This is a genomic window from Sorangium sp. So ce185 (assembly GCF_051526825.1).
In the GTDB taxonomy this organism is placed as follows: domain Bacteria; phylum Myxococcota_A; class Polyangia; order Polyangiales; family Polyangiaceae; genus Sorangium; species Sorangium cellulosum_D.
Genome location: NZ_CP150316.1, coordinates 8,440,528 through 8,460,381, shown reverse-complemented (window position 1 = coordinate 8,460,381; position 19,854 = coordinate 8,440,528). Strand labels below are relative to the sequence as shown.

Below are 19,854 nucleotides of genomic sequence, written 5' to 3'. Positions count from 1 at the left end.
GACACGGCGCCGAAGAAGGAGCGGTGCCTTCCTCGTCCCGCCATCCCCGGCGCGCATCGCCTCGAGCCGCCTGTTGTACCGCGGTGGGTAGTTCAAACTCCGTGCCGAGCCGGAAGCCGCGGCGCGCGCGTGACGCAGCGCCGCGCGCGGCGCTGCGTCACGCGCGCGCCGCGGGGCCCGGCCGGATCAGCCGGGCGAGGAGGGCTCCCTGGCCTCGAGCTTCGGCCAGGTGAACCGGAAGGTGGCGCCGGCGCCGACGGCGGACTCGACCCACGCGCGCGCGCCCTTGCTCTGGACGATCTTCTGCACGACCGACAGGCCGATGCCCGTGCCCTCGACCTTGTCGCGCGCCTTCAGCGTCTGGAAGATGCCCCAGATCCGGTCGTGGTACTCGGGCGCGATGCCCGACCCGTTGTCCGAGACCGAGAACTCCCAGAACGGGCCGGCGTCCCGCGCGCCGATCCGGACCTCCGGATCGGCGCGCCCCGCGTGCTTCAGCGCGTTGCTGATGAGGTTCAGGAACGTCTGCTGGAGCGGCGCGCGCTCGGTGACCAGGACGGGCATGTCGGGGGCGATCTCCACCCGCGTCTCGGGCGGGGGCGCGAGCAGCTCGACGATCTCCCGGAGGAGCTTGCCGACGTCGATCGCCTCGGGCTTCTCCCGGACGCGGCCCGCCCGCGAGTAGCTCAGGATGCCGTCGATGAGGTTCTCGAGCCGATGGACGCGCCCGCGGAGCAGATCGAGCTGCTTCCGGCTCTCCGCCGTCATCTTGTCGTTCAGGTCCTCCTCGATCCACTGCGAGAGGTTGGCGATGCCGCGGAGCGGCGCCTTGAGGTCGTGGCTCGTGACGTACGCGAACTGATCGAGCTCCTTGTTGCTGCGCTCCAGCGCCTGCACGAGCCGCTGCCGCTCCTCCTCGGCGCGCTTCTGATCGTCGATGTCCGTGTACGTGCCGAACCACCGGACGATGCGGCCCGACCCGTCGCGCGCCGCGACCGCCCGGCCGATGAACCAGCGGTAGGCCCCGTCGGCGCGGCGGAGCCGGCACTGGCTCTCGTACGGCTCGCCCGTGCGCAGCGCCTGCCGCCACGTCTCGATCGCCCGCTCGTGCTCCTCGGGGTGGATGATCCGGCTCCAGCCCTCGCCCCCCGTGTCCTCGGCGGTCAGCCCGGTGTAGTCGTACCAGCGCTGGTTGAAGTACTCGTGGTGGCCGTCCGGGCGGTTGGTCCACACGAGCTGCGGCATCGTCTCGGCGAGCAGCCGGAACTGCGCCTCGCTGTGCTTCAGCTCCTCCGCGAGCGTCTCGACCTCCTTGCGCACCGTGACCTCGCGCTCGAAGAGCAGCGCGTTGTCGACGCTGAGGGCGGCGCGCCGGGCGAGCTCCTCGGCGAACTGCACGTCGGCCTTCGTGTAGCGCCGGCCCGACTCCGCGTGCGCGAGCGTGATCGCGCCGAGGACGCGCCCGCGCGCCGCGAGCGGCACGACCAGGTACGACCGGAGGCCGAGCTCGCGCGCCATCCGGAGGTGCTCCTCGTCCCGCGCGTTCTCGACGAGCAGCGAGTCCGGGATGTCGGACGACCACTCGGTCTCGCCGGTCCGGAGCACCCTCGGCACCCCGCGGCTCGCCGCGGGATCGACGGGGTACTTCTCCTCGATCTGCCGGACGAGCGTCACCTTCTCGGGGTCGGTGTGCTGGACGGCGACGCGCTGGATGGCGCCGTCCTGCGCCTGGATGTCCACCGCGCACCAGTCGGCGAGGAGCGGGACGACGAGCCGGGCGAGCTGCCCGAGCGTCTCGCGGAAATCGAGCGAGGACGAGAGGATCTCCCCCGCGCCCGCGAGGAGGCTGACGTTGGCCTCGGCGCGCTTGCGCTCGCTGATGTCGAGCACGTAGGTGAGGTTGCGCTTCTGCGTCTCGATGCGGGCGGAGCCGACGAGGACCGCCACGCGCTTGCCGTCCTTGCGGATGTACTCCTTCTCGAACTGCTTCGTGGCCCCACGGAGGCTCAGCTCGTTCACCGCGTCGTGGTGCACGTGCTCGTACTCCGGCGGGGAGAGCTGCTGCCAGGTGAGCAAGCCCGCCTTGATGTCCTCGCGGGTGTAGCCGACCATCGAGAGGAAGCAGTCGTTCGCCTCGAGCACGCGCCCTTCGTAGTCGCTGAAGAGCAGGCCCATCATGCTGGTGTCCATGATGCGCCGGAACACCTCGTCGCTCGCCTGGCGCTCGAGCTCGCGGAGCGCCGCCTCCTGCCGCTTGATCTGCTCGGCCCTGCGGTGCAGCTCGACGAAGACGGCCACCTTGGCGCGGAGGATGTCGGGATTGAACGGCTTGACGACATAATCGACCGCGCCCTCGCGGTAGCCGCGATACAGTCGATCCTCGTCCTCCGGCAGCCCCGAGATGAAGATAATCGGCGTGTGCCTCGCGCGATCGAGCCCCCTCACGCGCGCGGCCGTCTCGAAGCCGTCGATACCGCGCATCTTCACGTCCATGAGGATGAGCGCGAACTCCTCGCGGCTCAGGTGCTCGAGCGCCTCCTCGCCGGATTGCGCGGTGACGAGCCGCTGGCGCAGCGGATCGAGCACGGCCTCGAGGGCGAGGAGGTTGGGGCGGTGATCGTCGACGAGCAGAATGCTCGCGACGGGCTCGGACGGCGTCGTGGGAAGGGGGGCGCCAGGCTGGTGTGGGGCCTTCATCTCGTAAGGGCTCAGCCCTGGCCTTCGGTCGGGCATAACGATGACGGTTAACGGCGCGCGGACCGTCTGGCAAGCGAAAGCGGCGCTCGCACGGCCGCGGCGGACGGTCGAACGTTGGTTCACCGTCGCGCGCTCACTCGCCGCGGCGCTGCGCTGCACGGGACCGGGCGCCTCGGGGGCCTCGTGCCTTGTTCCTTGGACCTTGTACGACTTGCACCACGCTGTGGCGATCCGTCACGCGCGGCGAGCGGAGCGGACAGCGCCGAGGGGCGTCGCGCCGCGGCGGCGGGCCGCGCGCGGCTGGCATGGGGCCTGCTGGATGCTTCGCCGAGGGAGCACCTATGCGATTCGGACTCAAGCTGGCTTCGTTCGCCTTCGCGCTCGCGGGCGCGCTCGCGAGCGCGCCGTCGCCGGCGAACGCGGCCGATGGGGCGGGGCTCTTCGCGCTCCCGCCGAGCCGGCCCGACGCGTCGGCGCGCGCCGCGATGCCGGCGCCGGAGCCGCCCGCGACGTCTCGAGGGACGTTCGTGGCGCTGCTCGAGCGAACGATGCTGGCCGCCTTCGCGCCGCCGCCGGCGGAGGTGCGCGTCGCGCCGCTCGTGAGCCAGGGGGGCGGCGGCGGGCTCCGCCTCGTGCTGCCCGTGTGCGAGGACGGCTGTTCGCGCTACGCGACCCGCGGGGTCCTCCTCGTCACCTCGAGGACGCCCGACTCGCCGATGGCCTGGCTCGCCGCGGTGAGCAACCGCAGCGCGCGCTCGCCCGAGGGGCCGCCCGGCCTCGCGGCCCTGCGGGAAGAGGCCCGCAGCGCCCGCGCGAAGGTGCCTCAGGAAGAGGAGAGCGCGCTGCCCGAGTAGGCGCGAATGCGCGCGAGGCGGCGAGCGCGCGCCGGCGGGAAGCCCGCCTGTCGCCCGCGAGCGCCGAGCTGGCCTGAGCGCGAGGGGCCGAGTCGGCGGAGCACGGATATCGCGCGACGGCGGCAGACGGGGCACCACCTTTCGGGAGAACGGAGTCGGCGCGCGCGGCGGCTCACGGCGGGACGGGGGCAGACGTGACCGCGTCGTGCAAGGCGCGGAACATCGCTGCGAGCTTGTCCGGCTGGTAGCTGGCGTTGAGCCCGCTCGGGTTCGGCAGCACCCAGATCCTCGTCGCGTCGAGCGTCTCCGGCTGCGGGCCGGGCGCGGCGTGGGGCCTGCCGAAGGCGCTCCGGTAGGCGCCGATCCCGAGCACGGCGAGGACGCGCGGGCGGTAGCGCCGCACCTTGGCCGCGAGCCGCTCTCCGCCGGCGGCGAGCTCGTCGGCGGAGAGCTCATCGGCCGATGCGGTCGCTCGCTCGACCACGTTGGTGATCCCGTAACCGAGCTTCAGCAGCTCGCGCTCCTCGAACGGCGAGAGCACGCGATCGGTGAACCCGCCGGCGTGCAGCGCCGGCCAGAACCGGTTGCCCGGGCGGGCGAAGTTGTGCCCGACAGCGGCCGTGTAGAGGCCCGGGTTGATGCCGCAGAAGAGGACGCGGAGGTCGGGGGCGATGACGTCCGGCACCGTCTTGCCGGCGGCGGCGAGGATCTCTTCGCGGGTGGGCCTTCGGGGTCGGCGAGGGGTGGGCACGGGCTTTCGGGGGCGAGCGCGGGGCGCGGCGGGGCGCAGCTTACGACGGCGGCGCGAGGGGAGAGCGCGGCTGTCGGCTGAAGGAGGTGAATCGGCTCTGGACGGGGGCGGTACAGCGGATACCGTCGTGCGTTCCCCGATGCTGGCGCGCTCGCTCGGTCTGCTCACGGCGCTGCTCGCGGCCGCCTGCGCGCGCGCGCCCGAGCCGGCCCCCGCGCGCGGCGCCGCGGCCGCTCGGTCGGCGCGCGGGGGGCGCGCCGCGGACGCGGGTGTGTCGCGCGTGCCGGGCGCGCCGGGCGCGTGGGGCGCCTTGGTCGCGGCCGGCGCCGCGCCGGCGGGGGTCCGCTACGTCCACGGGCTCGCGGACGTGTTCCGCGTGACGCACGGCGGGCCGGACGCGGCCGTCGTGGATCGCGTCGTCGCGGCGGGCGCGCGGCTCGAGCTCGGCGAGGGCGGGCGCGTGGTCGCGGCGGCGTGGGAGCCCGATCTGTGGGCGTCCGGCGATCCGGTCGTCGGGTCGCTCGCGATCGCGCCCCACCTCGGCGGGGGCTTCCTCCACTGGACCCGGCGCAGGGCGTTCCGGTCGCGCGGCTTCACGGGACCGCTCGCGGAGGTGGCGCTCGGCGGCGGCGCCCGCGCGGTGCGGGGCGCCAGGAACGGCCTGGGCGGCGTCGTGATCTTCACGGAGCAGGGGCCGCGCGCGCTCTCGCCAGGCGAGGACCGCGGCCGGGCGCTCGAGGCGCCGGCGATCCACGATCTCGCCGCGCTCGACGCGGAGCGCGCGGTGCGCCTCGACGTCTTCGGCCGCGCGGCGACGACCGCGGACGGCGGTCGGACGTGGATCGACGTCGGCCGGCGGATCGGGCTCGGCGCGCGCGGCCTCGGCGCCGCGCCGGACGCGCTCTGGCTCGCCACGGCGCTCGGGCGCGTGGCCGTGCTGCCGGACGGCTCGCTCGGCCGCCCCGACGGCGATCTCCGCGCGACGCCGGCGGCCGGCGCCTTCCAGCTACTCTTCGCGGGCGGCCGGGCCGCCGAGCGCGAGGCGCTGGCCCTCGAGGAGCGCGCGCAGCTCGCGCCGCTCGAGGCGGCCGTCTCGGCCGGCGCGCTCCTGCCCGACGGGACCGCGCTCGGGGTGTTCGAGGGCGGGGTCGCGCGGATCGACGCGCGCACGGGCGCGACGCGCGAGCGGCTCGCCGGCTGGCTCCCGGACGGGCTGGACTGCGCGCCGATGCGCGCGGACGACGGGCTGCTCTTCCTGTGCGCGTGGGACGACTACGAGGGCCACGGCAGCTACGTGCTGCGCTCGGAGCGCGGCGAGGCGCCGCTGGTCGAGCGCGCCTTCAGCGACGAGGGGTTCTTCGTGGCCGACGACGGCGGCGCGGTCGGCTACGTCGGCGGCTGCGCGGCGTCGCCGCGGCTCGTGAGCGACGAGGAGCGCGATCGCCGCTACGGCGAGGTCGTGTTCCACCCGCGGATCTGCGTGCGGCGCGGCCCGGGCGCCTGGGTGGAGCGCGCGATCGAGCTCGGCGAGGCGGAGTCGCTGATCGGCTGGGCGCCGCGCCGGGACGGGAGCGCGGTCGCGCTGCTGCAGGGCGAGGGCGGCGCGCTGCCGGCGCCGGTCGGCGCGCGGCTCTGGCGCGACGAGGGGGGCGCGCGGGTCGTGCGGCTCGGGGCGCGCCCGGCCGGCTGGTACTGGACGCCGCCTCCGCGCGACGGGGCGCGGGTGCTCGTCGACCGGCGCTTCCGCGCGCGCGAGGACGGCGGGGTCGACGGCTGGCTGTCGTCGATCGAGTGGCCCGATCCCGTGGGGCAGGCGAGCCTCGGCGTCACGATCGCGGCGGACGGGGCGATCTCGCCGCACGAGTTGCCGCCGGATCCGGCGGGGATGGTGGTGACCGGCGATCACGGCGTGCTCGTCACGCGCGGCGCGGAGCTCCACGAGACGCTCGATCACGGCCGGACGTGGCGCGCCGCGGGGCGCTCGCCGGTGACGCCGTCGTCGTTCCAGGGCGCCTGCTCCGCGCTCGGCTGCGCGCTGGTCGGCGTGGTGCGGCTCGGCTGGGGCGCGGGCGAGCCGTCGCCGGCCGTCGCCGCCGCGCCGGAGCCCGGATGCGGGGGAGCGGAGGCGGGCGCGGCGGGCGCGGCGGCGTGCCCGGGCGGCGGCCGAGCGCAGGAGGCGGCGGGGCTGCCGGTGCTGTCGTGCGCGCCGGTCGGCCTGCCGGCGCCGCTGCCGGGCGCGGCGCCCGCGGCGGGGTCGGAGCGATGGACCGTCGCGACGCCGTACGGCGATACGCTGGAGATCGTCGCCGACGCGCCGGAGCCGGAGCGCGCCGCGCGGCCGGACGACGGCGCGCCGCCGCCGCCGCCGTCCGAGGAGGCGCCGCCGGGGCGAGGCGGCCCGAGGGCCGCGGCGGTCCCGACGCACAGCGTGGTGGTTCGCCTGCCGTTCGATCTGCGCGGCGAGGCGCTGCGGCTGAACGCGACCGAGCTCGCGCCGAGCGGCAGGCGCGGCGCGCAGCGGGCCGCCGCGGTGCCGCTGCTCGCGCCGGGCGGCGAGGCGGCGCTGCTCGTCGTCGCCGAGGCGGGCGAGCTGCTGCTCGGCCCCGAGGGCGCGCGGGCGCTCCCCGCGCTCGAGCCGCGCCGGAGCCCCGTGGACGGGTCCGCGGGGCGGGCGCCCGGCCTCCTGCTCGGCCCGGGCCGCGCCCTCGTGCTCGGCGAGCACCGGCGCCGCGCGGCCCTCGAGGAGCACGGGCCGGAGCCCCGGCAGCCCGCGCGCGTCGTGGGGCTCGATCGCGAGGAGCTGCGGGGCCGGTCGATGGCGCTCGCCCGGCGCGACGACGGGGAGGCCGGCGTGCTGGTGCTGGACGGCCCCGCGGCCGAGACCGCGGGGGCCGCGGCGCTCGATCGCCTGGCCGGGACGGCGGGCGAGGTGGTCGCGCTGGCGCCCTGGTCGACGCTGACCGCCGCGAGCGACGCGCGCTGCCGCGCCATGCGGGGCGCGTGGCGCGCGCTCGTGGCGCTCGATCCGGAGCGCGCGCTGCGCCTCGATCGGCGGGCGCTGCCCGCGATCGCGCTCGGCGACCGGGGCATCGCGGCGGTGCGCTGGGGGCGCGAGCGCGTGTGCCTGGAGGCGCTGCACCTCGCGGTCGCCGACTCGAGGCGGCGGGGCGAGGCGGCGGCGGACGCGGCGCTGATCGCGCGGTGGACGGCGCCGCGGGGGCAGGGGGGCGGGGCGGGGGGCGAAGGGGTGCTGCGGACCGCGTCGACGATGCAGCGGCTCTCGTGCGCCGCGGGCGCCGCGAGCGCCCGATCGAGCGACGAGTGACGCCGCGCGCCCTCGGCCGGCTTTCGCTCCTCGCCGCGCCGGTGCTCGCGGCCTGCGGGGCGGCCGAGCCGGCGCCCGCGCCGCCCGGCGCGCCGGAGCCGCCGCGCCGCGCCCCCGCCGTCGTGGCGCTCGGCCCTGCCCGGTACGTCGCGCAGGCGGCGCAGGGGCTCGTCGAGCGCGCGGTCGTCGACGGCCAGGAGATCGAGAGGGCCGTGGTGAGCGGCCTGCGCGTCGAGCTGCACGGCCTCGCGCGGCTCGAGCCGCTCGGCGCCGGCGGCCCGGAGCTCGCCGGCGGCGCGGCGTTCCCGGCCTGGGCGCAGGCCGGGCCGCGCTACGTGTTCTGGAGCGGCGGCGACGTCTACACGGCGACCACCTTCGCCGGGGAGCTCCAGAAGCGCGCGACCTTGCCGGGCAGCGTCGCCGGCGTGTTCCCGTGGCTCGACGGCGTCGGCCTGATCACGTCGGCCGGGAGCTTCGCCGTCGAGGGCGCGACCGGCGCGCTGCGGCCGCTCGGCATGCCGTCCCTCGTCGCGGCCGTGGCGGCCAGCGACCGCCGCGCGCTCGGCCTGACCGTCTTCGGGCGCGCGCTCCTCACGGTGGACGCGGGCGCCTCCTACCGCGACGTCACCGCGGAGGTCGGCGGCGCGATCGCGCTCGAGGTCCGCGGCGAGGAGATCGTCGCCTCGCTCCGCGGCGGCCTCGAGCGCGCCGTCGACGCGGGAGGGCGCCTCGGCGCGCCCCGCGCCCCGCGCGCGCGGCCGTCGGCCGGCGCCGGCTCCTACGCCGCGTGGCTCCCCGGCGCCTCCTTCGAAAAGCTCGCGGACGCCGTCGCCTCGGGCCTGCCGCTCGACGACGGCGGCGCCGTGATCGCTGCGGACGGCGCCGCCGGCCGCATCGACCTCGCGACCGGCCGCGCCTCGTCGGTCGCGCCGCTCCCGCCCGGCAGCGGCGCGTGCGCGCCGTTCCGCGCGAGCGACGCGCTGCTCGCCGTCTGCGCCGGCCCGGATCGCGCGAGCGTCGTGGACCTCGCGAGCGACGCGCGCGGGTCGGGCGCGCTCCGGCTGGAGCGCGCGTTCGAGCTCCGGCCCGAGCCGGAGCGGGAGGGCGGCCGCTTCGTCGGCGTCGACGGCGAGGCGCTCGGTTACCTCGGGCCGTGCGAGGGGCTGCCGAGGCCGCGGCTCGACCTCAGCGCGATCGCGCGCGCGGCGTTCGCCGGCGGCGCGGCGCCCGAGAGCGCGGTGCTCTGCGTGCGGCGCGGGCCGGGCGTCTGGGTCGAGCACCGCCTCGACCCGGCGGACGCGACCGACGTGATCGCCTGGATCCCGCGCGCCGGCGGGGGCGCGGTCGCCCTGGTCGCGCGCCCCGGCGCGTTCCTGCCGGACCGCGAGCGCGTCGAGGTGCGCGGCGCGCTGCGCGTCGTGCGGATCGCGCGCGGCGAGCCGCCGCTCCACCTGCCCTCGTACGGCGAAGGGCGGCCCGGGCTGCTCTCGCGCGCGCTCGCCGCGCACGCGGACGGCGCCGTCGAGGGCTGGCTCCCCGCGCAGGGCGCGGTCGGCCTCGCGCCGATCGCGATCGACGCCGCCGGCCGGCTGCGCCGCCTCCCGCTGCCGGCGCGCGCGCGCTCGCTCGAGGCGTCGGGCCCGTTCGCGCTCGTCGAGACGGAGGACGGCAGGCTCTTCGAGACGATCGATCGGGGGAGGCGGTGGACGCCGGTCGCGCCGCCGCCGGGCGGCGCGGCGGCGCGGCTCTCGGGCTGCTCCGCGGTGGGGTGCCGCCTCGGCCCGTTCCTCCGGATCGGGTGGGCGTCGGCCGCGCGCGGCGGCGGGGCGCGCGCGGCGTCGCCGCCCGACGCGCCCGCGGCCGAGCTACCCCCGCGGCGCGAGCGCGACGGGCCGTTGCGGCCGCTGGCGCCGCCGCCCGTCGCGCGGCTCGCGTGCCGCTTCGCGGGGCCGATCGCGGCCGCGCGCGTGCCGGAGTCGCAGGGGTTCGGCGCGGTCGCCGCGCCGCCCCTGCGCACCGCAAGCCCGCTGCGGCTCGGCACCCTCGGGGTGCTGACGCTGCCGCCCGTCGGCGGCGCGCTGCCGGCGGCCCTCGCCGACGCGGAGCTCGCCTGGATCGCCCCGCTCGATCTGCGCGCCGAGATCCGCCGCGCGAGCGTGCCGGTCGCGGGCGCCGAGCTGTCCCGGCTCGCGTACCGGCCCTACGAGGCGCAGGTCGGGCTCGCGATCGATCGCGACGGCCGCGTGGCGCCGGTCGCGGTCGGCCCGAAGGAGGCGTGCCTCGCCGGCCTGCTGGAGGCCGCGCGCGTGACGCGGCCGATCGGCGGCTGCGCCCCCCAGCCCTCGATCGGCGTCGATCTCGGCGATCGCGCGGTGTTCCTGAGCCCTCGGTACGACGGCCTCGCGGTGAGCTCGGTCGACCTGCGCGGGGAGGCGGCGCGCGGCGCGCCGGCGAGCCCGCGGCCGTCCGGCAGCGGGGCGCTGCGGGAGCTTTACGTGCAGCGCGCCGCGCCGATGGCGGGGCCGCAGGCGCGCTTCGCCTTCGGCGCGGGCGCGCGCGGCGGCGCGCCGGTCGTGGTGGCGGTCGCCGGCGACGGCGGCGCGGTACTCTCGCCGGTCGATCCCGAGCTCGGCGAGCTCGGCCCCGAGGAGGCGCTCGCGCCGCTCGGCGAGCTCGCCGCGGGCAGCGCGCCGTCGTGCGCCCCGCGCCGCGGGGAGGCGCGCGTGGTCCTGCCGTTCGACACGGAGATCGGCCTCGCGCCCGGCGCGCTGCCGGGGATCGCCGAGGCCGGGACGGCCGGCGTCGCGGTGATCCGGTGGTCGCGCGATCGCGCGTGCCTCGACGCCGTGGAGCTCAACGTGCGGGACGAGCGCTACGAGGCCGACCTCGGCTTCTACGAGCCGCCCGGCGTCGTGAAGAAGCTCGTCGCGCGCTTCGCGGGGCCGCCGCCCGCGGCCCGCCTCGGCGAGCGCGGCGAGCCGGCGCGGGAAGCTGGCGGCGGCACGCTCGTGCTCGTCCAGCCCGGCCAGGAGGTGCGGCAGCCGGTGCGGTGCACGGCGGTCGTGCGGGGGCGCTGAGGCGGCCGCCGCGCGATCCGCTCGGTCGAGGCGCGCTGCAGCGGGGCGGGCCGCCTCGCGCCGGTCCAGGCGGCGTTCGCTGGCGCCCGGGCGGTCCGACCAGGAGAGCGCGCTGCGGTGCGCGCTCGGATCGTTTACAGTCGTCGCCGCCGCGATGCCCTCCCGCGCAGGCGTCCTCCTCGGGCTCGCCCTCGCCGCTGCCTGCAGCGCCGCCCCCGAGCGCCCTCCGCCGCCCGCCAAGCCCCAGGCCGCCGGGCCCTCGGACGTGCCGCCGCTCTCTCCGGCGCGCTACGCGCTCACCGAGGGCGTCGGCGTCCTCTTCGACGCCGCCGCGCCCGGCGATGGCGCGCCCGCGCCCGGCCCGCAGCCGGCGCTCCACGAAGGGATCCGCGTGCGCCTCGACGGCGGCGTCGTGCTCGCCGCCGCGCCCGCGTCCGAGCCGCTCCGCGGATTCCGGTCGATCCCGGCGCGCCTCGGGGGCGGGTTCGTCCTGTGGTCCGAGGGCCGCGTCTACCGCGCCAGCGACTTCCTCGGCGCGCTCGCGCCCATCGCCGACGTCGGCGCCCCCGGCGGCGCGCGGCCGTACCTCGACGCCATCGTCCTGCGCAGCGACCGCGGCCTCCTCGAGGTCGACCCCTCCTCGCTCGCCGTCCGGCGCTTCGGCGTCGCGGGCGTGGTCGACGCGGTGGCCGTCGACGCGCGGCGCGCGGCGCGCCTCGACCTGTTCGGCCGCGCCTCGGTCACGCTCGACGGGGGCGTCACCTGGGTCGACGTGCTCGAGGCCCACGGGCTCGCCACGACGCTCCTCCAGGAAGGGGGCGGGGAGGTCGCGCTGCTCGGCCCCTCGGGCAGCCCCGCGCTCCGCGTGACCGCCGCCGGCCTCGTTCGCGCCGCGCCCGCGCCGCCGCGCGACGGCCCGAGCCCCTCGCTCCACCTCCCGCCGGCGCGGGACCCGCTGCCCGGCGCGTCCTCGAGCCGCGGGCTCGCCCCGGAGGCGCTCGCGCTGGCCGCGGCGGCCGGCGCCCTCCTCCCCGGCGGCAGGCTGCTCGTCGCCCGCGACGGCGGCCTCGCCGTGCTCGCCGCGGCGACGGCCCAGCCCATCGCCGACGCGGAGATCGAGGGCCTCGACCCGCGCTACGCGCGCTGCCAGCCGTTCCGGGCGGGCGAGGACGTCCTGCTCGCGTGCGCGCACGACGCCGCCCACGTGCTCCGGCTCGAGACGACGCTGTCCGCGCCGCGCCTGGAGGCCACGTTTCCGCCCCGCGGCCGCGACCCCGACCCGATCGCGACCTCGCGGGGGGCGTTCTTCGGCGACGATCGCGGCCGCCTCGCCTTCGCCGGCCGGTGCGGCAGCGCGCCTCCCGGGCTCCACGACTTCCAGGAGAGCCCGGACGGCGCCGCCTCGCCGGACGGCGAGCGGTCGCCCTGGCCTTCCGCGTTGCCGCTGTCGCGCGAGCCGCCCTCCGAGACGGCGCGCCCCCCGCGCGGCGCGCCCGCCGAGGAACGCGCCGCGCGCGTCTGCGTGCGCGCCGGCGGCGGCCGCTGGGTCGAGCGCCGGATCGAGGGGGAGGTCGCCGCGCGCCTCTACCGCTGGATCGCCGGCGAGCGCGGGACCGTGACCGCGCTCGTGCTGGAGGCGCCTCCCGTCGCGCGCGACCGCGCGCGACCGCCCGAGGGCGTCCGCGTGATCCGCGTGCGCGAGCGCGACCCGGCGCTCGCCGGCGGCGTCTTCCCGGCGCTCGCCGACCCCGCCTCGCCGCGCCTCGTCGACACCGACTTCTGGGAGGACGACGACGGCGCCGTGCGCGGCTGGCTCCACCTGGCCGACGCCACCTCGCCGGCCGACGGCGCCTCGCCGGACCGCGCGGCGCCGCCGGACGTGGACGCGCCCGCCGCGCGCCTGCTCTCGACCCGCCGCGGCGGACGCCTCGCCGGCCTGCGCATCGACGCGCGCGGCGGCATCACCGTCTACCCCCTCCCGGCCGCCGTCGCGCACGTCGTCGCCGGCGGCCGGTTCGCGCTCGCCGCCACGGGCGACGACCCGCCGGCCTACTTCGAGTCGACCGACGGCGGCCGCTCGTGGCGCCCCGTGGAGGGCCCGCCCGCTCGCCAGATCGAGCCTCCGCTCGACGAGGGCGCCCCCTTCGCCTGCTCGCCGATCGGCTGCGCCATGGGCGAGCACGGCCTCGTCCGTCTCGGCTGGGGCGGCCCCCCGCCGCCACCGCGCAGCGCGCCGCCGCCCTACGCCCCCGCGGCGAGCCCCGCGCCGCGGACCGCGCCTCCGCCGCTCGTCTCCTGCCGCCTCGACGACGACCCCCCCACGCCCCCGCCCCTCGCCGCCCTCCCGGCGCCGCGCCCCCCTGCGGGCCGCGCCGGCCGGATCGCGCTCGCAGCGCCGGGCGCCCCCGCGTCGGCCCGGCTCCTCGGCGGCGCGCCCCCGGTCGTCTCGCTGTGGACCGCCGCGTCCTCCCCCCTGGGCGCGCTCCGCGACGGCGTCTTCATGGTCAGCGTGCTCCCGCCGTTCGCGGGCACGGCCGCGCCCCGCCGCGTCTCCCTCCGCGACCGCTCGCTCGCCATGACGACCGGCGAGGCCGTCCCCGTGCTGCTCGCGCCGGGCGCCAAGGCGCCCGCGGATCTCTTGCTGCTCCTCGACGCGGACGAGCCGCACGGGCGGCGCGCCCTCCGCGTGCCCGCGGGCGCCGCGCCGCCCGCGCTGCTGCCGTTCGATCACGCCGGCGCGATCGCCGTCGCGGCCGAGCTGCCGGGCGGCGACCTGCTCGCCTTCGACGCCGGCAAGCGGAGCCTCGTCCTGGCCACGCGGCAGGCCACCCTCGCCGTCGCCGGGCTCGCGCCCGTCCCCGACGTCGCCGGCGCCCGGCTCACCCTCGGCCGGCGGCTCGACGCCCCGGGCTTCGCGCTCGTCGGCTACGCCGTCGCCTCGGGGGAGGTCGTCGCCGCGCCGCTCGACGCCGCCCGGGGTGAGGTCGGCCCCGTCGAGCCGCTCGGGTCCCTCGCGTCCCTCGCCGAGAGCGGCGCCGGCGGCTGCGGCGGCGCTCGGCCGTCGCACCGGTTCATCGCCGAGCTGCCGGTCACCCTGCGGCTTTCGTCGAGGGGCGGCGCGCCGCTCCTCGACGAGGACGCCCCCGCGGCCGCGCTGCTCGTCGGCGGCCGCGGCGCGCTGTGCGTCGAGGCGATCGAGATCCGCGCCGCGGCCCGGGGCGCGCAGGATCTCGGCGCGGTCTTCGGCCCCGGCGGGGCCGCGGCGCTCCGCGGGGGCGCGCGGCTCCGCTGCGAGCTCCTGCCAAACCGGCCCTGACGATCGGCGCGTCCCGGAAACTGCGCTCCGCGGTGCCTACGTGCTAGGGTCGGCCCCATGCCCGCCCTTCGATCCTTGGCCCTGCCGATCGCGGTGGCTGCGTCGATGCTCGGCCAGCTGGCCTCTTGCTCCGAGCGGCCCACCAACTTCCCGGACCGCGACGGCGTCATCGCCGCCCAGGCCGAGTGGTGCGCCGCGCTCGCCAAGCTCCAGCGCGCCGGCGCGTCCTGGGAGCACCTCAACGCGTGCAAGGCCGCCTACCCGACCTCCTCGCCCACCTATCTCCGCGCCATGACGAGCTGCTTCTCGCGGCGCATGGAAGCCGCCACCGAGAGCTCGCCCGACCGGAGTCAGATCATCCTCGAGTGCAACGACGAGATCGCCGTCAAGATCAACCCGGACGAGCCCACGGCGAAGCCCGTCATCGACGCCCGCTGCGCGCGCATGTCCCGGTGCGAGAAGATCCCGGTCCCCGACTGCCAGGCCGCGTTCACCAAGCTCGAGGCGGCCCAGCGCGCGATGTTCACCACGATCTACAACGCCTCCGGCCGCTACGAGATCATCGACTGCCTCGAGAACGCGAGCTGCACCGACAACGAGGAGGCGGGCCGCCAGGCCTGTTACAAGCCCACCTCCGACGCGCTGCTCTGGTTCCCGGACTGAGCCCGCGCTCCCCGGCGGGCGCCGCGCCCCCTCGGACGCCGCGCGTCGGCGCGGCGCCTCGCCCGCCGTGAGGCCCCGCGCCCGCGCCTCCTGCCCTCTCGTCCGCGCCTCGTCTCCATGAAATCCCTGGTAGCGTGCTGCGCATGCGAACCGCCCGACCTCGAACCGGTCCCCTGTCTCAGCTCGGCGCGCGACGTCAGCGCGCCGAGCGTCCTCACGCTCGCCCTGCCCACGCGCGCCCCGGAGCGGCGTCCCGCCTCGCCGGAGGCGGCCGCCGGCTCCTGCTCGCGCGCGTCGTCGCCGCCGCGCTCGCCCTGATCGGCGCGTGGCTGCCCGCGACCGCGGCGCACGCGGCGGGCACCGTCACCATCGCCGATCGCTCGCCCAAGGAGGACGACGGCCGCTGGAAGCTCAAGATGACGATCAATTACGGAGGGACGCCGCACCTCTCGCACATCCCGATGCTGTTCTCGTTCACGCCGACGGTGCACTACGAGCGCGCGCTCACCGACCAGTCGCCCGAGAAGCCGATCCTGAACCGCATCCCGCTCCAGAACCAGCAGTCGATCAACGAGAGCATGGACGTCGGCTTCTCCGACGGCAGCGGCAAGGTCTTCTCCATCACCAAGTTCGACTTCGTCCTCCGGCGCGATCGCGGCTTCGAGGCCGGCGAGTACGAGCTCGTGATCAAGCGCGCGAGCGACGGCGTGCAGATGGGGCAGAAGCAGAAGATCACCCTGCAGGGCGAGAACGAGATCATCGATCGCCGCGCGATCGTCTTCACCGGCGAGAAGAAAAAGAAGGACAAGCCGGCGGACAAGGCCGACGCCGAGAAGAGCGGCGAGACCGAGAAGGCGCAGGGGTCCGAGGGCGAGCCCGCGTCCGAGCCCACGGAGGCCGAGGCGCCCTCCGCCGCCGAGCTCCCGCCCGACGAGGCGCCGCCGCCGGTGGAGCCGAAGCAGGGCGGCTGCGGCTGCCGGCTGTCCCCCGAGGAGGCCGCGACGCCCCTCGCCTTGCCGCTCGTCGCCCTGGGCGCGGCGGCCGCCGTCGCTCGACGGAACCGCGCGCGCCGCGCGCGCCGAGGCTAGCGCCGCCCGCCGCGCCGGCGCACGCCGCAATCAGGCGTGGCGCGCGTGGCGCGCGTGGCGCGCGCGCGCGTGCGCCGGTCGCTCGCGCCCGCGCCCGCAGCCAGGGCGGACGGGTCTTCTTCGAGGCGACCTCTGTGCTGGACGGCGCGCGCAGCCTCGGCGCGGCGCCCGCCTCGCGTGATCGCGCTTGCAGGGACCACCCGAGCCCGCCGACAATCGCCCGCCGACGCCGACTGCCCGCGACTCCCTCGCGGGCCCGCCGTCGCCAACCCAATCGATGAGCTCCCTAGTCCCTGCCCACCAGCACCCTCTGCTGTACGCGATCTTCGTGCGCGTCTGGCTCCATGAGCTCTCGCGCGCCGCCAAGGCCAGGGTGACGCTCGCCAGCGTGCCCGACGCGGCGCTCGACCGGCTCGCCGCGCTCGGCGTCGACTACGTGTACCTGATGGGCGTCTGGACGCTCGGCCAGGAGGGCCAGCGCCTCTCGCTCGCGCACCCCGACCTGCGCGCCGAGTACGACCGCGTGCTGCCGGACTGGACCGACGCCGACGTGGTCGGCTCCCCGTTCGCCGTCGCGCGGTACGAGGTGAACCCCGCGTTCGGCGGCGACGCCGCGCTCGCGGATCTGCGCCGGCGCCTCGCGGCGCGCGGCATCGGGCTCATCCTCGACTACGTCCCGAACCACGTCGCGCGCGACCACCACTGGGTGAAGGAGAAGCCCGAGTGCTTCATCCAGGGCGACGACGGCGCCCCGCTCAGCGGGCGCGACCCCTACATCCCGCCGTGGCCCGACACGGCCCAGCTCGACTACCGCCTCGCGGCGACGCGCGCCGCGTCCACCGAGGCGCTCCGCAGCGTCGCGTCGCGCTGCGACGGCGTCCGCTGCGACATGGCCATGCTCGTGCTCGACGACGTCTTCCGGCACACGTGGTCCAAGCGGCCGCCCAAGGAGCGAAAGGCCGAGGCCACGGGCGAGTTCTGGGCCGAGGCCATCGACGCCGTGCGCCGCGACCACCCGAGCTTCGTCTTCATCGGCGAGGCGTTCTGGGACCTCGAGTGGCGCCTGCAGATGCTCGGGTTCGACTACACCTTCGACAAGAGCCTTTACGATCGGCTGAGCCACGCCTCGGCGTCCTCGGTCCGCGGCCACCTCGCGGCCACGTCCGACTACCAGCGCCGGAGCGTGCGCTTCATCGAGCACCACGACGAGCCGCGCATCGCGGCCGTGCTCCCGCCGGACCGGCGCCGGGCCGCGGAGTTCATCGCGGCGACGGTGCCCGGCATGCGGTTCATCCACCACGGCCAGCTCGAGGGGCGGACGGTGCGCGCCTCGCTGCACCTCGCCCGCGCCCCCGAGGAGCCGGTCGACCAGGCGTGCCTCGCCTTCCACGAGCGGCTGCTCGGCGCGGTGCGCCGCCCGATCCTGCGCACCGGCAGCTTCGCCACGCTGACCCCGCGCGGCCCGGGCGCCGACGCGTTCGTCGCCTACCGGTGGGAGCCGCTCCCGGCCTGCGGCGCGCCCCGCAGCGCGGCGCCGCTCGTGGCGGTGGTCAACTTCGCCCCGTCGCGCGGCGGCTGCCGCATCCCGCTCGACGTCGCGGGCGTCGCCGGCCGCAAGGTCCTGCTCGCCGACCTCATGACCGGCAACGAGCACCCGCGCGACGGCGACGAGCTCGTCGATCTGTCGCGCGGCCTCGGCGTCGAGCTCCCCGCGTACGGCATCCACCTCTTCGAGATCCGGCGCTGAGGCGAGCACGGGCCCGAGCCCTAGGAGGTCCCCATGTCTGATCCCGGCGTGGGCGTGCCCCTTCGCCTCATCACCATTCCCTGGAGCCACTACTGCGAGAAGGCGCGGTGGGCGCTCGATCGCGCCGGCGTGCCGTACCGGGAGGACGCCTACCTCCCGCTCGCCCACGCGCTCCCGTCGCTGCGCGCCGGCGGGCGCCGCTCCGTGCCGGTGCTCGTCACGCGGGCGGGCGCGGTCTCCGACTCCACCGACATCCTGCGCTACGCCGACGCGTTCGTCCCGTCGGAGCACGCGCTCTTCTCCGGCGAGCCCGGCGCGCGCCGCGACGACATCGAGGCGCTCGAGGAGCGCTTCGATCGCGAGCTCGGCCCCGCGAGCCGCCGCGTCGCGTACTTTCACCTCCTACCCGACGAGGAGGGCGCGTTCGCCCTGATGGGCGGGTCGCTCCGCTCGCTCGAGGGCGCCGGCGCGGCGCCGCCCTGGTGGTTCGGGCGCCGCGTCTTCCGCGCGTACTACCCGATCGCGCGGGCGGTCATGAAGCGCGTCATGCGCATCGACGCCGCCGGCGCCGAGCGCTCGCGGGGCAAGCTCCGCGCGGTCTTCGACGCGGTGAACGAGCGCCTGCGCGACGGGCGCCCGTTCCTCGTCGGCGATCGGTTCTCGGCCGCCGATCTCACGTTCGCCGCGCTCGCCGCGCCGCTGATCGTGCCCGAGCGCCACCCGGTGCCCTTCCCGTTCGCCGGGCTGCCGGCCGTCCTCCGCGAGCTCATCGAGGCGCTCCGCGCCGAGCCGGCCGGCGCCTTCGTCCAGCGCCTCTACCGCGAGCAGCGGCACCGGAAGGCCGGCCCCCCCGCCGGCGGGTGACGCTCGGCGCGCGCTGACGGCCGCCGCGCGCTCAGCCGCGCGCCGGCACGCTCGCGAGCAGGTCCCGCACCGCCGGCCCTGCCTTCAGCGGCTCGCGGCGCGCGCCGAAGTGCCGCGCGTGATCCCGGATCGCCCCGATCGCCGCGTCCGGGGCGAGGCCGTGCCGGGCGCGCAGCCACGCCGCCAGCACGACGGCCGCGCGGCCCGCGCCGGACGCGCAGTGCACGACGATGGGCGCGCCGCCGGCCTCCGCGCGCCGCAGCGCGGCGAGCGCGCGCTCCAGGGCGTCGGGCGAGGGGATCGCCCCGCCCTCGAGCGGCACGTGCGTCACCCGGAGGAATTCGCGCTGGTAGCGGCCGAGGAGCGGGACCCGATGGAGCGCCAGCTCCCCCTCGTCGAGCAGGCAGAGCACCTCGCGCATGCCCTGCCGCGCCATGAAGCCGAGCCACGCCTCGACGGGGGCGTCGCTCGGATCGGGGTGCTGCGCGGCGCCCGGCGGCGCGACCACGGACGAGCGGATCCCGGAGGCCGACCAGAGCGCCATCCCGAAGCCGGGGCGCTCCGCGCCGTGCACGACCCGGTCGAGCGGCGACGCGGGCGCGAAGTTGAAGGGGGCCGACGTCGATGGCTCGCGCCCGCTCCGGTAGAAGAGCTCGAACTCCTCGACGGACGCCTCGAGCTCGGGGTCGTCGATCGAGCCGGGCCGCGCGCGCCGCACCTCGTGGATGGCCTCGGTCGACGACCGGCCCAGCGCCACGAGGCGGCAGGCGAGCACCACGCCGGTGCGCCCGATGCCGCCCTCGCCGTGCACGACGGCGGGCCGCGGCGCCCGTTCGAGGAACGCCACGGCGCGCAGGAGGTCGACGCTCGGGATGCGCGTGAAGTCCGCGAGCGGGCAGTGCAGGTGGACGAGCGAGCCGAGCGCGTGCGGCGAAGGCGCCCGCCGCGAGAGCGACACCATGCTGCGGAAGCCGAGCTCCACGAGCTCCTCGACCGCCCGCGGCGCGTGGGGGTACGCCATGCCGGCGAGCTCGCCGGGCAGGACGAACGAGAAATTCTCGAGCTCACTCATGGCCGCCGCCCGGTGCGCACACGGTCGTGAGCTGCGCCGCGCGGTGGGGCACCCGCCCGCACCGGCCCGGGAGGTCGCAGCGCGCCGCGCCCCCCGCCGCGTCGCGGATCGGCGCGGCGGGGCGCTGCGCCGGGCCGCCGCCCCTCGGTTGCGCGCCGGGTCCGCGGGCGGGCGGGGCGGCGGGGGCGGCGAGGCCGAGGACTGCCGGGAGCGGGGGCCTGGGCGCGAGCGCATTCCTCATGGTGGGTCCGCATTGTAACGGCAGTTCACGGCCGCTTGGCAGCCGTCACGGCGAGCGCGGTTCGTCCTGGTCGCGGGGGCCGAGCCGCGGGGCCGAGCCGCGACGATGGCACGTCGCTCCTGGTTCCCTCGGCACGGTCCGGCGTGTATGAAGGGCGCG

At 77.6% G+C, this 19,854-nt stretch carries 11 protein-coding genes; 8 read left to right on the top strand and 3 right to left on the bottom strand.

The window, feature by feature from the left end:
- Positions 1 to 186 precede the first annotated feature (186 nt).
- Positions 187 to 2,697 carry a PAS domain S-box protein gene (locus WMF26_RS30995; protein WP_437995632.1) on the bottom strand — a complete coding sequence of 837 codons (2,511 nt, stop codon included), beginning with the start codon at positions 2,695 to 2,697 and terminating at the stop codon, positions 187 to 189.
- Positions 2,698 to 3,038: 341 nt separating this feature from the next.
- Here WMF26_RS30995 and WMF26_RS30990 point away from each other — a divergent pair, with 341 nt between their 5' ends.
- Positions 3,039 to 3,551: a hypothetical protein gene (locus WMF26_RS30990; RefSeq protein WP_437331982.1), complete on the top strand. Its 513-nt coding sequence runs from the start codon at positions 3,039 to 3,041 to the stop codon at positions 3,549 to 3,551.
- A 172-nt stretch (positions 3,552 to 3,723) separates the two neighbouring features.
- Here the strand turns inward: WMF26_RS30990 and mug are convergent, their stop codons facing one another.
- Positions 3,724 to 4,236: a G/U mismatch-specific DNA glycosylase gene (gene mug, locus WMF26_RS30985; RefSeq protein WP_438002467.1), complete on the bottom strand. Its 513-nt coding sequence runs from the start codon at positions 4,234 to 4,236 to the stop codon at positions 3,724 to 3,726.
- A gap of 193 nt (positions 4,237 to 4,429) precedes the next feature.
- Here mug and WMF26_RS30980 point away from each other — a divergent pair, with 193 nt between their 5' ends.
- From WMF26_RS30980 to WMF26_RS30950, 7 genes are all read left to right on the top strand, one after another.
- Positions 4,430 to 7,627, top strand: a complete 3,198-nt coding sequence (locus WMF26_RS30980; RefSeq protein ID WP_437995631.1) for a hypothetical protein — start codon at positions 4,430 to 4,432, stop codon at positions 7,625 to 7,627.
- Positions 7,624 to 10,704, top strand: a complete 3,081-nt coding sequence (locus WMF26_RS30975; RefSeq protein ID WP_437995630.1) for a hypothetical protein — start codon at positions 7,624 to 7,626, stop codon at positions 10,702 to 10,704. The genes WMF26_RS30980 and WMF26_RS30975 overlap by 4 nt, the downstream gene beginning before the upstream one ends.
- 154 nt (positions 10,705 to 10,858) lie before the next feature.
- Entirely contained in the window at positions 10,859 to 14,020 is a 3,162-nt protein-coding gene (locus WMF26_RS30970) for a hypothetical protein (protein ID WP_437995629.1), read from the top strand.
- A 57-nt stretch (positions 14,021 to 14,077) separates the two neighbouring features.
- Entirely contained in the window at positions 14,078 to 14,683 is a 606-nt protein-coding gene (locus WMF26_RS30965; RefSeq protein WP_437313360.1) for a hypothetical protein, read from the top strand.
- A gap of 143 nt (positions 14,684 to 14,826) precedes the next feature.
- Entirely contained in the window at positions 14,827 to 15,771 is a 945-nt protein-coding gene (locus WMF26_RS30960) for a hypothetical protein (RefSeq protein ID WP_437995628.1), read from the top strand.
- A 277-nt stretch (positions 15,772 to 16,048) separates the two neighbouring features.
- Entirely contained in the window at positions 16,049 to 17,518 is a 1,470-nt protein-coding gene (locus tag WMF26_RS30955) for an alpha-amylase family glycosyl hydrolase (protein WP_437995627.1), read from the top strand.
- 33 nt (positions 17,519 to 17,551) lie between these two features.
- Entirely contained in the window at positions 17,552 to 18,382 is an 831-nt protein-coding gene (locus WMF26_RS30950; protein ID WP_437995626.1) for a glutathione S-transferase family protein, read from the top strand.
- Between the two features lie 31 nt (positions 18,383 to 18,413).
- On the opposite strand, the gene WMF26_RS30945 is transcribed toward WMF26_RS30950, so the two are convergent.
- Positions 18,414 to 19,454, bottom strand: coding sequence for a phosphatase domain-containing protein (locus tag WMF26_RS30945; RefSeq protein WP_437331975.1), 1,041 nt, complete (start codon positions 19,452 to 19,454; stop codon positions 18,414 to 18,416).
- Positions 19,455 to 19,854: the final 400 nt, after the last annotated feature.

Bases quoted from the DNA above. Each gene is read 5' to 3' on its own strand.
- WMF26_RS30995 (WP_437995632.1), bottom strand. From the start codon at position 2,697: ATGAAGGCCCCACACCAGCCTGGCGCCCCCCTTCCCACGACGCCGTCC.
- WMF26_RS30990 (WP_437331982.1), top strand. From the start codon at position 3,039: ATGCGATTCGGACTCAAGCTGGCTTCGTTCGCCTTCGCGCTCGCGGGC.
- WMF26_RS30970 (WP_437995629.1), top strand. From the start codon at position 10,859: ATGCCCTCCCGCGCAGGCGTCCTCCTCGGGCTCGCCCTCGCCGCTGCC.
- WMF26_RS30965 (WP_437313360.1), top strand. From the start codon at position 14,078: ATGCCCGCCCTTCGATCCTTGGCCCTGCCGATCGCGGTGGCTGCGTCG.
- WMF26_RS30960 (WP_437995628.1), top strand. From the start codon at position 14,827: ATGCGAACCGCCCGACCTCGAACCGGTCCCCTGTCTCAGCTCGGCGCG.
- WMF26_RS30955 (WP_437995627.1), top strand. From the start codon at position 16,049: ATGAGCTCCCTAGTCCCTGCCCACCAGCACCCTCTGCTGTACGCGATC.
- WMF26_RS30950 (WP_437995626.1), top strand. From the start codon at position 17,552: ATGTCTGATCCCGGCGTGGGCGTGCCCCTTCGCCTCATCACCATTCCC.
- WMF26_RS30945 (WP_437331975.1), bottom strand. From the start codon at position 19,454: ATGAGTGAGCTCGAGAATTTCTCGTTCGTCCTGCCCGGCGAGCTCGCC.